Origin of the sequence: Aeromonas sp. S18(2024), from assembly GCF_041402525.1 — a bacterium.
GTDB lineage: Bacteria > Pseudomonadota > Gammaproteobacteria > Enterobacterales > Aeromonadaceae > Aeromonas > Aeromonas enteropelogenes.
In genome coordinates this window covers 727,911-740,775 of record NZ_JBGLQV010000001.1, presented here as the reverse complement: position 1 = coordinate 740,775, position 12,865 = coordinate 727,911, and the positions used below count along the sequence as shown (strand labels likewise).

Here is a 12,865-nt window from a genome sequence, read left to right as displayed (position 1 = left end):
CCTGGTACGACATCCTGGCCCAGTACACAAAAGCATCTAGCACGGCTGTAGCCCTTGCTATGGCTGTGCTGCTGACCCCAGACCACGGGCAGTTCTTACCGCGCATAATGTATATTATGTTAAATTATATATAGAGATGAACTCCCAGTATCCCTATTACAGCTTGTTTGCTTAGCCAGCCAGTCTCGTTCGTATCGAGTGACACACCTAGCCTGATTACTGCGTAAACCCATGACGCGCCGCATGGCTGGATGCATTTCATTGACGCTTGCCTAGGTGTACCGTTTTCGAACTGACGAGAAAATGGGTGTTACGGTAACTGCAAGCTTTTGCTTGTTGCTGTGTATTTTCTACCGCAAACGGGATGACTATGGGTAACCGGTGCAAGTCCATTCCTGCTGGCTCTTCTGCAACTGTGGCTTGTCACCCGTCATCCCAGAACCCGACTTTATGTTCCCCTGCACGCTGTGATGGCCAATTCAGGCGTGCACCACTTCGACGATCTCTACTCCGTCGAGCCCTCCATTTTCTCTTCTTGCTCTTATTACACGCCAAGTCAGTCCAATCATGCGGCCTATGGGCACAGGATGATGACATTTGGCCTTCACCCATATCACATCCCCCATAAACAGGAACAGAAATGCAGCAGCGTGTCTTTTTCTTCAGTTTATTGCGAGTGATGGCCGCTGTTGCGGTGATCGCCATCCATGTAGTCGCCACCTATTGCGACTCGCTCGGCACGATACCGTTTAATCAATGGGTGACCGCAGTTGCCATCAACGGCGCGAGCCGTTGGGCCGTGCCCATATTTATTCTGATTAGCGGCGCGCTGATGCTAAGCGATCGGCGCCCATTTGATCTTCGCTACTATGTGCGGCGTCGACTGGGGAAAGTAGTTATCCCGTTTGTCGTATGGTCGCTGTTCTATGCATGGTTATCGGGATGGAGCACCAGTGGCTTTGAGGGTGGCACGGCCTGGCAAACCCTGCTCGCCAGCCCGCAAGAGGCAACTTATTACCATCTCGGATTTTTCTATTATTTCATCCCGCTTTATCTGGTGATCCCGTTTCTGCAATGGGGCGTAAAACGCTGGAGTGATCCCCTCCTCTACTGGTTGGTTGTGCCGTGGCTCATCACAACGACCCTGTTCCTGCTTGGTGTTGATGGGCTATGGAGCAACGATTTGTGGCTGTTTTCCGGGTATTTGCCACTGGGTTATCTGTTGTACCACAAGTGGCCGAGCAACCGATGGAGCCTGCTGCTTTTGACACTGTCCGGATTGGGGGCTCTCTATCTCACTGTCAGTGAAGTGGTCGCATTAAGTCTTGCCCAGGGCGAGTACAGCGTGGGGCTATGGTTTTCCTACAAGACCCTTAATGTTGTGGTGATCGCCAGCATGATATTTGTCCTGGCACGAACCTGGGCCACCAGATTGCCCTTGTCTTGGCAGCAAGGTGTGAATGTCATCAGTCAACACAGTCTGGGTATCTATCTGCTACACCCTATCTTCCTGTGGCCGCTAAAAAACTACACCATGCTGCAAGAAGGCAACCCTGTATGGGCGATCCCGCTATGGGTCACCCTAAGCGGTGCGGCCTCCTTGTTGACAAGCTGGATGGTATCACGTCATCGCAGCACCCGCTGGCTGTTGCCATAGCCTTCGAGCACGGTGCCAAGATCTGAATTTTGCGCCTAAAAATCAATTGCATACCCTAATGCAGCAGGAAACAAGGAGCCTATAAACAGGCTCCTTGTTTCCTGTCACCACTAGTTGAACTGTGTATAATGGCAACAATTGATCCTATTTTTCGACCGGATGTCTTAAGTGGCTGAATTAACATCAGAACAACTAAAACCCGCTTTTGCAATTGAACAGTTTTCCATGCTCAGTGAGCTTGAACCCATCCCCTTTGCAGCCTTGCAGCCCAGAGCCATTTCGGCGGTCAAACGGTTGGCCAGCTTCGATGGCGATTGTCCGGTCATGCTGCTCAACGGTTTTCCCGGCGCCGACTATGAGGGGGTCTGCCAGACGCTGATCGCCGACTCCAACGGCAAGGATGGCGACCTGTTCGACCTCTGCTATACCGAAAACCTCAACAACCCGTTCAAACCCATCTGGCTGCGGCTGCAACCGGGAACCGGTATCGAATTCTGTGAGATGGTGGGTGAACTGCTCAAGTTGATGAGCCACCATCTGGACGCCGAGCGTCTGGTGACCCGCATCATGCGCAAGCAGAACAATGATCCCAAGATTGACGACTTCCTGACCGATCTCGCCGCCCACGTCGCCCTGGGGCTGGAGTTCCAGCATCCCGTGCTGATCAATTTGCTGATCCATCACGAAGATCAACAGGCGCCGATCATTTACGGGCGGGATCTCAACTGGGATACCCTGTTCGGCTCCATCAACTACCAGACAGAGCAGGGCTCCGTCTATGCCAACCAGCATCTGCTGGAGCCGGGTCTGCTGCGCCAGGCCAACGGTGGTTATCTCATCCTGCAGCTGGACGAGTTGCTCGATCAGCCTCACCTCTGGTTCAAGCTGAAAAATGCCATGCAAAAGGGCGAGCTGGACTGGATTGCTTATCAGGAAGGTAAAACCCTTACCCCCTTCTTCACCCCTGAGGCAACCCCACTCAAGCTCAAGCTGATCCTGGTGGGGGATCGCCTCGATGTGGCGGAATTCCAGATGCTGGACCGGGACATGTCGGAGCGTATCTTCCTGCGCGCCGATCTGGTTTCCGAGGTCAATATCGAGGAACAACTGCCCGAATTTCTGCAATATCTGGCCTGGCTTCGCCAGCGCTGGAACTTGCTGGATTTCACTCCGGCCGCCCTCGCCGCCATTTGCCGTCATGCCAGCCGCCTGTGCGATCATCAGGAGTGGCTCTCCCTGTCCGAGATACAACTCTCCGCCATCATGCGCATGTCGGACAGTCTGGCTCGGGAGCTGGGGTCGGAAGTGGTCACCGATGCCCATATTCGCGGTGCGCTGGAAGAACAGGATTACCGCCTCAACTACCTGGTTGAACAATCAGATCAAGGGGTTATCGATGGCCAGATCCTGTTGCAGACCGATGGTGAGGAGATAGGCCAGATCAACGGCCTCTCCGTCATCCAGGTCTCGGGTCACCCCTATGATTTCGGTGAACCGGTGCGCCTCACCGCCACCGTGCACCTGGGGGATGGCGATGTGGCGGATATCGAACGCAAGGCCGAGCTGGCCGGCCATATCCACGCCAAGGCGATGATGATCATCCACGGTTATCTCTCCAATAAATTTGGCGCCGAGAACCCCTCGCCACTATCGGCCAACCTGGTGTTCGAGCAGTCCTATCACGAGATTGACGGCGACAGCGCCTCTCTCACCGGTCTGTGTGCCCTGCTCTCTGCCCTCGCCCGCCAGCCCATCTACCAGCATTTCGCGGTGACCGGCGCCGTCGATCAGTTTGGCAATGTGCAGGCGGTGGGGGGCGTCAACGAGAAGATCGAAGGTTTCTTCCGGGTGTGCCAGATCCACGGTCTCACCGGCAAACAGGGGATCATTCTGCCGGGCACCAATACCCAGCAGCTGAACCTCTCCGATGAGGTGATAGCCGCAGTGGAAGCGGGCCAGTTCCATATCCATCCGGTGGATCATGTGGAGGAGGCCATCGAGCTGCTGACAGGGTGCGTGGCCGGCGAGCCGGATATGCCGGATACCCTGTTTGGCCGTATTCAGGAGCGGTTGGATGAATTGAATGGCACCAGCGTCAAGCCCACTGGGCTGCGCGCCCTGTTGGCACGGCTGCTGGACAGGTAACGAAGTGATCGGAGTTGTTTAGCGCACAACTGTACGCTAAATTGGCCCCGCTTTGACCCACTTGAAGGATATACAGCGTGACCCCAGACAATACCACCATGGAAGCCCGCCTTTCCCTGTGCGAACAGGGCAAAGAGTCTTTTACTCGTGAAGAGCTGCTCGCTTGCAGCCGTGGCGAATTATTTGGTGAGGGTAACAGTCAGCTGCCCGCCCCCAACATGTTGATGATGGATCGCATCGTCAAGATCAACGACCACGGCGGTGAGCATGGCAAGGGCGAGATCCTGGCAGAGCTCGACATTACGCCGGATCTCTGGTTCTTCGACTGCCACTTCCCGGGGGATCCCGTGATGCCTGGCTGCCTGGGCCTGGATGCCATGTGGCAGTTGGTCGGCTTCTTCCTCGGCTGGAAAGGCGGCCCGGGCAAGGGCCGTGCGCTGGGTGTGGGTGAAGTGAAGTTCACCGGCCAGATCCTGCCGACCGCCAAGAAAGTGACCTACAAGATCACCTTCAAGCGCGTGATCAACCGCAAGCTGGTGATGGGTATCGCCGATGGAGTGGTCGAGGTGGACGGTCGCCCGATCTACAGCGCGACCGATCTAAAAGTGGGCCTGTTCAAGGACACCACCGCATTCTGATCTGCAAAAACAGATGATGAACTGCAACGTAAAGGGGCCTCGATGGCCCCTTTCCTTTGTCATGAGTGATGAAGTACCGGTTACTTCATGAAGAGGCCTGAGCCCCGCCCTTCCATGGCTTCACGCCAACCTCCAAGCCAGTGCCCGCGGGCATCCAGGCATTGATACGGACACGCTTCTTTCTGTTTGCCGACAACGCCAGCCTGATAACCACGAGCACGAGCTCTCTCCAGACGGTCCCGTTTCTGTCTCTTCATCATCTACGACCCTCTTCGTGGAACAAAAAAAGCGACCAATTTTCCATCGGTCGCTTTCATCTTTACCCCAGTGAACAGGGTCGGTCAAACAAAAACTGCCAGACTAACCGGCCTGTGTGACACAAGACACTGAACTGGATTAAGTTTTAATTACAGGGAACTTACTCCTGATTTTTGAGTCCTTCCAGCTCTTCCCAACGGGCAAACGCCTCTTCCAGCGCCGCCTCGGCTGCATTCAGAGCATCCAGTTTCGGCTGGGTTTGATCGCTAGGCAGGGAGAAGAATCCGGGCTGGTTGATCTCCCCTTGCAGGGCCTCCAGCTCCGCTTCCAGCTGCTCGAGACGGGCAGGCAAACCATCCAGCTCCAGCTGCAGTTTGTAGGAGAGCTTCTTGCTCTTCTTCGGCGCTTCGCTCACCACCAAGGGTTCGGGGGCCTTGCTCGGGGCACTTTTGGCCTGAAGCGCCGCCTGTTGCTGGGCCCGGGTGGCCATCATATCGGCATAACCACCGACATAGTCGCTGATGCGGCCGTCCCCTTCAAACAACCAGCAGCCGGTAACCGTGTTGTCGATAAAGCGACGGTCGTGACTCACCAGCAGCAGGGTGCCGGGGTAGTCCGCCAACAGCTCTTCGAGCAGTTCCAGAGTCTCCACGTCGAGATCGTTGGTCGGTTCGTCGAGGATCAGCAGGTTGCTGGGCTTGAGGAACAACTTGGCCAGCAGCAGTCGGTTCTTCTCGCCACCTGAGAGTGCCTTGACCGGCGTGCGGGCCCGCTTGGGCTCGAACAGGAAGTCCTGCAGGTAGCCCAGAATATGGCGGGAGCGGCCGCGTACCATCACCTCTTGCTTGCCCTCCCCCACGTTGTCCACCACCGTCTTCTCGGGATCGAGCTGCTCGCGGTATTGGTCAAAATAGGCCACTTCCAGGTTGGTGCCCTGCCGTACAGAACCGCGCGAGGCTTCGATCTGGCCGAGCAACAATTTGATCAATGTGGACTTGCCGCAGCCGTTGGGGCCGACCAGGGCAATCTTGTCGCCACGCAGCACCTGCAGACCCAGCCCCTGGAACAGGGTGCGATCCCCAAAATCGAGACCCAGCCCTTCGGCTTCAAACACCAGCTTGCCGGAGCGTCCCGCCTCGTCCAGTTGCAGCTTGGCCTTGCCCTGCAGCTCGCGGCGCTGAGTCCGCTCCATGCGCATCGCCTTGAGGGCGCGCACGCGGCCTTCGTTGCGGGTCCGGCGCGCCTTGATCCCTTGGCGCACCCACACCTCTTCCTGGGCCAGCTTGCGGTCGAATTCGGCGTTTTTCAGCTCCTCCACCCGCAACCACTCCTCCTTGCCCTGCAAGTACTCGTCGTAGTTGCCGGGCCAGGAGGTGATCACGCCGCGATCGAGATCGATGATCCGGGTCGCCAGCTTGTGAATGAACTCACGGTCGTGGGAGATAAAGACGATGGCGCCACGGAAATCTTTCAGAAACTCTTCCAGCCAGTTGATGGCTTCGATGTCCAGGTGGTTGGTCGGCTCGTCCAAGAGCAGCAGATCAGGATCGCACGCCAGCGCCCGGGCCAGGGCCACCTTGCGTAGCCAGCCGCCGGAGAGGCTGTCGAGAGTCACATCCGGATTGAGCCCAAGCAGGGTGAGCACCTGATTGATACGGGTCTCGTACTGCCAGCCATTCTGGTAGTCGAGCTGCTCCTGCAGCTGGCTCATCTTGCGGATGTTGGTATCGGAGGGATCGCTCGCCAGCGCCATGGAGACATGGTGATACTGCTTGAGCAGCTCCCCCACCCCGGCCAGCCCTTCGGCGGCATAGTCGAAAACAGTCAGTTCGCTGGAGGCGGGCGGATCCTGCTCGAGACGAGTCACTTTCAAGTCTTGCTGCAACACCAGACGACCGTCATCGAGCGGCAGTTCGCCGGCAATGACCTTCATCAGGGTGGATTTGCCCGCCCCGTTGCGGCCCACCAGACAGAGGCGCTCGCCCCGCTCTATGGTCAGTTCGGCCTTGTCGAGCAATGGAAAATCACTGAACGACAGACAGCCGCCGTGCAATGTCAAAAGAGCCATGTTCGTTCCTTATTTCATATGAAAAAACGGGCGGCAGACTGAGCCTGCCCCCGTTTTATCGTCATATCAAACTCACCCCTGACGCGCGAGCCAGCCCTGCAACTCCACCAGGGTGAAGGGCCAACCCAACTCGCGGCCAGTCTCATCGCGCAGGACCGGAATGCGCACCCGATAGGCATCGAGCCAGGTTGCATCATCCATGATGTCGCACTGGCGGGTCTGGGCGGCGATACCCGCCTGCTCCACCAGCGCCCAGGCCTGTTCGCACAGGTGGCAGCCGTCGGTGTGAAACAGGGTCAGCATCAACCTTGCGCCTCGGCATGGGTGATGATCCAGCAGTTATGGATATGCTGGTTGCGCTCGAAATCCTTCGGCCGGGTCTTGCCGGTGATGTTCTGAGCCTTGAGACCGATGGCCTCGAGACCGGCCAGGTCCATCTTGAAGTGGCGTTTGTTGTTGGAGAAGACCAGGGTGCCATCGGCAGCCAGCAGGCGTTTGAGGTGTTGCATCAGCAACAGGTGATCACGCTGTACGTCGAAGCTCTCGTCCATCCGCTTGGAGTTGGAGAAGGTGGGCGGATCGATAAAGATGAGATCGAACTGTTCGTCCGCCTCGGAGAGCCACTTCAGGCAGTCGGCCTGCACGAACTTGTGCTGACGCCCCACCAGCGAGTTCAGACGCATGTTGTCCTGCGCCCAGTTCAGGTAGGTGCGCGACATGTCCACCGTGGTGGTTTCGCTGGCGCCGCCCAGGCCCGCGTGCACGGTGGCACTGCCGGTGTAGGCAAACAGGTTCAGGAAGCGCTTGCCACGGGCCATCTCGCCCAGCATGCGGCGGGTCTGACGGTGATCGAGGAACAGACCGGTATCCAGATAGTCGTAGAGGTTGACCCAGAGGCGTGCACCGTACTCCTGCACTTCCATCCGGTGCTGCTCTTCACCGAGTTTCTGGTACTGCTGCTTGCCCTCCTGACGCTCGCGCACCTTCAGGATCACCTTCTCGCCGTCCATGCCGGTCACCTTGATGGCGGCCTGAACCATGTCGAGCAGACGCTGACGGGTCTTCTGGGCAGGGATGTCCTTGGGCGCCGCATATTCTTGCACCACCAGATAGTCCTGATAGCGGTCAATGGCGGCGTTGTACTCCGGCAGATCGGCGTCGTAGAGACGGTAGCAGTCGAGGTTCTCTTTTTTCGCCCACTTCTCAAGGGCCTTCAGATTCTTGCGCAGACGGTTGGCAAAGTCCTGCGCCACCTCTTTTTGCGAGGCCACGGAGTCCAGTGCGATCTGGTAGTTGCGCAGCTGACACTCGAGCGCCCCGTTGAACAGACGATACTGCTTGTCGGCGCGCAGGCGCAGACAGCTCAAGAGCTCGGGGGATGCAGAAAGGATCGAGACTTTCCACCCCTGGAAGCTGCGACGCAGGGCATCGCCAAGGGCCTGATGCACTTCCAGCAACGCCGGGAACTCGCCAAGACGCTCACCATAGGGTGGGTTGGAAATGAGCATGCCGACCTGACGGGTCTCCCCTTCCGCGGCCATGGGCAGCGGATTTTCAAGGGCAGTGACATCGGCCTGCTTGAAGGTAATGAGGTGGGCCACACCGGCGGCTTTGGCGTTGTCACGAGCTTTGAGCAGCACGCGGGAGTCGGCATCGCAACCGAACAGCTTGGTCTCGCAGCGCTGCATGCCACGTTTGGCGCGCACTTGCGCCTCCATCATCAGACTCTGCCACAGTTCGCTGTCATGCTGCAGCCAGCGATCGAAACCGAAGCGCTCCCGGCGCAGAGCCGGTGCCATGTCGGCGGCGATAAAGGCCGCTTCAATGAGCAGGGTACCTGAGCCACACATGGGGTCCATCATGGGCTCGCCGGCCCAGCCGCTACGGGCAATCATGGCGGCGGCCAGATTCTCTTTGAGCGGCGCTTCACCAGTCCCTTGACGATAGAAGCGCTGGTGCAGCGCCGGGCCAGACAAGTCCAGCGTGATATTGGCCTTGCCCTTGCCCAGATGCGCCATGATGCGAATGTCAGGGGATTTCTTGTCCACGTCCGGGCGCACATGGCCGCGCTTGGTAAAGCGATCGACGATGGCGTCCTTGATCTTCAGCGCGCCGTACTGGGTATTACGAATGGAAGCATTGGTACCGGTGAAATCCACCGCGATGGTGGCGGTGCCGGAGAAGTGCTCTTCCCAGGGAATGGTATGGGCACCCAGATAGAGATCCAGATCGTCATTCATCTGGAATTCGGAGAGCACCAGCACAATGCGGGAGGCAAAACGGCTCCAAAGGCAGGCCTTGTAGCCAATCGCCAGTTCGCCTTTGAAGTGGACGCCGGCCACGGTCTCGCGGACCTGCTCAGCGCCCAGAGTAGTCAGCTCGTCGGCCAACAGGTTTTCCAGCCCCTTGGGGCAGGTTGCAAAAAATTCTTTCATCACGCTCACGGGAAACCCATAAAAATAGTGCCGCATTATACCTCATAGAGCGGCCTGGAGCATGTAAAAGTCGGGAAAAACAGCAGGATGGCAGACGGGAAAATGGCCATTTGAACACCGAGAAGACCCCTGTCCATTCGAAATGGGATCAGGGGCCCAAGGTTATGAGGGCATCACTTCATGCGAGCCTTGAAGCGAGGATTGCTTTTGCAAATGACGAACAACTTGCCCCGCCGACGGACCAGCTGGCAATCGGGATGACGCGCTCGCGCAGATTTCAATGAACAAACGACCTGCATGTCAGGACTCCTTCTTGCCGGCGAAAGCGCCAAAGCGTTTATTGAATCTGGCCACACTGCCCTCTGCCGAAACCTGCTTCTGCTTGCCGGTGTAGAAAGAGTGGGACTGGCTGGAGACATCGAGCGCGACATAAGGGTACTCCTTGCCATCTTTCCAGACGTAGCGACGGTCGCTCGTGATGGTCGAACCTACCAGAAAGAAGGCATCAGCCGCTGTGTCGTGAAACAGCACCTGACGATATTGGGGATGGATGTGAGGTTTCATTACCGCTCCTTTTGTTATGTTATAACAAATCATAAATGAGACTTGATCTCATTTCAACAGGAACACGAAACACATCATCCATTCACCAAGCATGGTGACAACAAACCGAATACAACTAAAAGCACCGGTGCTATCACATTAAAAAATCACCGACTCAGGGTTATTGAACAACAATTATTAAGTCGCAAATCAATACCTTCATTATGAAAGAGCAGATATGCCTATGACCAAAACCGTCCTCGTGGTGGATGACTCCGCAAGCATCAGGGCAACCATCACCATGACACTGGAAAACGCCGGATTTTCTGTGCTTGAGGCCGATGATGGTCACGAGGCGATGGCTCGCCTTGAGCAGCAGCGTGTGCACCTCATCATTTCGGATCTCAACATGCCCGGCATGGATGGCATGACTCTGCTCCGACAGGTCAAGGCACAAGAGGCAACTCGCTACCTCCCCTTCATCATGCTGACAACGGAAAACTCGCCGCAAATACGCCAGGAAGGATTCGAGGCTGGCGCCAGGATCTGGTTGACCAAGCCATTTGAACCACTGGCGTTGCTCGATCACATCTACAAGGTGGTGCAACCATGAAAGGGAAGAAGGCATGAGCTTCGAACTTGATATCCTGCACACCCCTCCGCTGGCCACCTTGACCGGTGAACTCACCATCATGACGCTGGAGGATCTGCAAGACGACTTGTTCAGCATGCTCAATTTTACCTCTTCCATGCTGGATTTGAGTCAACTGGAGGAACTGGATGGATGCGGTGCCCAGCTGATCGGATTGCTGCAACAGGAGGCCCACCAGCAAGGCAAGCAACTGCAGATAAGACTGGCAGAAGAAAGTCTGGCGCTATTGGTCTTGAAACAGCTGGGCTTTCTGCCCTTGCTGAACATTGCGGAGACCGATGATGGATATCAATAAGGCGCGAGCCCTGTTTTTTGAAGAGGCCTATGAGCAGTGCGATAACCTTGAACATGCCCTGCTCGATCGACAAACCTATCCGGATAATGCGGATACCTACAACCTGATGTTTCGCGCCGCCCATACCATAAAGGGATCGGCGGGCATGCTGGGTATGACCATGCTGGTTCGCTTCACCCATGCCATGGAGAACATGCTGACGCGTTTGCGCAGCGGCGAGCTCAGGCTGGATGAACATCTCATCAACCTGCTACTCGCTTGTAATGACCAGCTGCGCGACCTGCTACAAGGGGCCGAACACAATCCCGAGCTGCCACAGAATGAAACCCAGCAGATCCTGGCACTGCTTTCCCAATTGCAGGGGCATCAGAACCTGCCAACCGAACCGCCTACCCTGCCTGCCCCGATTGCTGCGGCAGAGCAAGACTTGCGCAGATGGCATCTCTCCCTGCGCTTCTACCCGGCTCTCTATCAGGATGGGTTCGATCTGCTGGCATTTATCCGCTATCTCGGCAATCTCGGACAAATCGACTTCATTGAGCCAGTCTGGCAGGAGTGGCCCCCCTTGCAGCTGCTCGATCCGACCGATTGTTTCCTGGGTTACGAGATTTGCCTGCGCAGTGCCGAGTCCCCCGAACGCATACGCAGCACCTTCGATTTCGTAGCCCATGCCAGCATCATTGCCCTGTTAACACCCCATCAGGATCTGGCGGCATTTGCCAAAGAGGGGGAGCGGCTGGCCAAGTGGCGCAATGAACCACTCGAAAACCAGCTGGCGCGCTGGGAAGCAGCCGATGCCCTGACCCGTGAAGAGGTGATTGCCATCTCGGATGGCCTGCCTCTCCAGACACCGCCAATGGCGGTGCAGCCCGGCCCTGACACCTCCCTTGCCTCCACGGCAAGCGACAACCAGCCGCTTGCCGAAGCACCTGCCGTAGCCAAACCGCAACCTCTGCGCGGTGAAGGGCATTACATCCGCATTGAAGCCGCCAAACTGGACCGCTTGATCAACCGGGTAGGCGAACTGGTGATCGCCACCTCCAGCACGACGCTGGAGGCCAAACAGTCAGGTTTGCCCGAGTTGATCGAGTCGGTAGCCACCGTCAACACCCTGGTCGAGGGGATCAGGGATGATGCCCTTGCCCTGCGCATGGTCCCCATCAATGAAATATTCAACCGCTTCCCGCGCCTGGTGCATGAGCTCTCCCAGCAAACCGGCAAGGAACTCGCCCTGCGCATCAACAATGCGGAGACCAATATCGATAAATCCATGGTGGAGAAGCTGACCGACCCACTGATGCATCTGGTGCGCAATGCCGCCGACCATGGCATCGAAGCAGAAGAAAACCGTCTCAGTGCCGGCAAAGCGCCCCGGGGGGTGATCACCCTGAACGCGTTTCACGATGCCGGCGCCGTTGTCGTGGAGGTCAGTGACGATGGTCGCGGCATCGATCGCAACAAGATACTGGCCAAGGCGCAGACCCTGGGCATGCTTCAGGAAGGCAGCGCATTGAGCGAACAGGAGATATTCCAGTTCCTGTTTCAACCCGGTTTTTCGACGGCATCCGGCATCAGCGATATCTCGGGCCGTGGTGTCGGTCTGGATGTGGTCAAACGCAATCTGGAGTCCCTGCGTGGAGAGATCAGTATCGAAAGCCAGCCAGGGGCAGGCACCACGTTTCGCCTGAGGCTGCCATTGACGCTGGCCATCATCGACGGTTTTCGTATCGAAGTGGCTCACTCGTCACTGGTGATCCCGCTGGACATGATGGTCGAGTGCATCGAATTGCCATCGGATGCCCTCGCAACCCCGGCACGACAGCTCAATATCCGCGGACAGTGGGTCCCCTTTATCGTGCTGCGCGAGCTGTTTGGCCTCGCACCGGCAAGCGAGCCCGAATTTGTGGTGATGGTCGACTATGCGGACAACCGAGCCGGTATCGTGGTGGATCGGCTGATCGGGGAAGTACAGGCTGTGATCAAACCGCTGGGCGAGCTGTTCAAATCTCTGCGTTATGTCAGCGGCTCCACCATTTTGGGTAATGGCCAACCGGCTCTCATTCTGGATGTCCCGCAACTGGTCGGATTGGCCAGACGCAGAGAACATCAAGTCATTCATCAACACAATGACGCCTTGTTAAACATCAGGCATTGAGTATCTACGTTAGGGAGTC

12 protein-coding genes are annotated in these 12,865 nt (G+C 57.0%); 6 read left to right on the top strand and 6 right to left on the bottom strand.

Annotated features, from left to right (window positions below):
- Positions 1-640: 640 nt before the first annotated feature.
- The 3 genes from ACB034_RS03185 to fabA all read left to right on the top strand — a co-directional run bounded on the left by ACB034_RS03185 (position 641) and on the right by fabA (position 4,440).
- Positions 641-1,657, top strand: a complete 1,017-nt coding sequence (locus ACB034_RS03185; protein WP_225632407.1) for an acyltransferase — start codon at positions 641-643, stop codon at positions 1,655-1,657.
- A 168-nt stretch (positions 1,658-1,825) separates the two neighbouring features.
- A complete protein-coding gene (locus ACB034_RS03180) occupies positions 1,826-3,802 on the top strand; it encodes a Lon protease family protein (RefSeq protein ID WP_371172052.1) in 1,977 nt (658 codons plus the stop codon).
- A 98-nt stretch (positions 3,803-3,900) separates the two neighbouring features.
- Positions 3,901-4,440, top strand: a complete 540-nt coding sequence (fabA, locus tag ACB034_RS03175) for a 3-hydroxyacyl-[acyl-carrier-protein] dehydratase FabA (protein ID WP_197460150.1) — start codon at positions 3,901-3,903, stop codon at positions 4,438-4,440.
- Between the two features lie 80 nt (positions 4,441-4,520).
- On the opposite strand, the gene rmf is transcribed toward fabA, so the two are convergent.
- The 6 genes from rmf to ACB034_RS03145 all read right to left on the bottom strand — a co-directional run bounded on the left by rmf (position 4,521) and on the right by ACB034_RS03145 (position 9,765).
- The gene (rmf, locus tag ACB034_RS03170) at positions 4,521-4,700 is read right to left on the bottom strand and encodes a ribosome modulation factor (RefSeq protein ID WP_185378225.1); all 180 of its coding nucleotides are present in this window, start codon (positions 4,698-4,700) and stop codon (positions 4,521-4,523) included.
- A gap of 158 nt (positions 4,701-4,858) precedes the next feature.
- Positions 4,859-6,766: an ABC transporter ATP-binding protein gene (locus ACB034_RS03165; protein WP_371172051.1), complete on the bottom strand. Its 1,908-nt coding sequence runs from the start codon at positions 6,764-6,766 to the stop codon at positions 4,859-4,861.
- A gap of 72 nt (positions 6,767-6,838) precedes the next feature.
- Positions 6,839-7,069 (bottom strand): glutaredoxin family protein, encoded by a 231-nt coding sequence (locus tag ACB034_RS03160; protein WP_223377685.1) that lies wholly within the window; start codon positions 7,067-7,069, stop codon positions 6,839-6,841.
- Positions 7,069-9,237 (bottom strand): bifunctional 23S rRNA (guanine(2069)-N(7))-methyltransferase RlmK/23S rRNA (guanine(2445)-N(2))-methyltransferase RlmL, encoded by a 2,169-nt coding sequence (gene rlmKL, locus ACB034_RS03155; protein WP_371172050.1) that lies wholly within the window; start codon positions 9,235-9,237, stop codon positions 7,069-7,071. The genes ACB034_RS03160 and rlmKL overlap by 1 nt, the downstream gene beginning before the upstream one ends.
- Positions 9,238-9,374: 137 nt before the next feature.
- Complete coding sequence (ykgO, locus tag ACB034_RS03150; protein ID WP_005336596.1) at positions 9,375-9,500, bottom strand: type B 50S ribosomal protein L36; 126 nt, start codon at positions 9,498-9,500, stop codon at positions 9,375-9,377.
- 1 nt (position 9,501) lies between these two features.
- Entirely contained in the window at positions 9,502-9,765 is a 264-nt protein-coding gene (locus ACB034_RS03145; protein WP_224209638.1) for a type B 50S ribosomal protein L31, read from the bottom strand.
- 223 nt (positions 9,766-9,988) lie between these two features.
- Between ACB034_RS03145 and ACB034_RS03140 the strand changes: the two genes are divergently transcribed.
- The 3 genes from ACB034_RS03140 to ACB034_RS03130 are packed head-to-tail and all read left to right on the top strand — an operon-like array spanning position 9,989 to position 12,846.
- Entirely contained in the window at positions 9,989-10,357 is a 369-nt protein-coding gene (locus ACB034_RS03140) for a response regulator (RefSeq protein WP_268854487.1), read from the top strand.
- Between the two features lie 13 nt (positions 10,358-10,370).
- Entirely contained in the window at positions 10,371-10,691 is a 321-nt protein-coding gene (locus tag ACB034_RS03135) for a lipid asymmetry maintenance protein MlaB (RefSeq protein WP_268854488.1), read from the top strand.
- Positions 10,675-12,846 (top strand): chemotaxis protein CheA, encoded by a 2,172-nt coding sequence (locus tag ACB034_RS03130; protein WP_371172049.1) that lies wholly within the window; start codon positions 10,675-10,677, stop codon positions 12,844-12,846. The genes ACB034_RS03135 and ACB034_RS03130 overlap by 17 nt, the downstream gene beginning before the upstream one ends.
- The last annotated feature ends 19 nt before the right edge of the window (positions 12,847-12,865 follow it).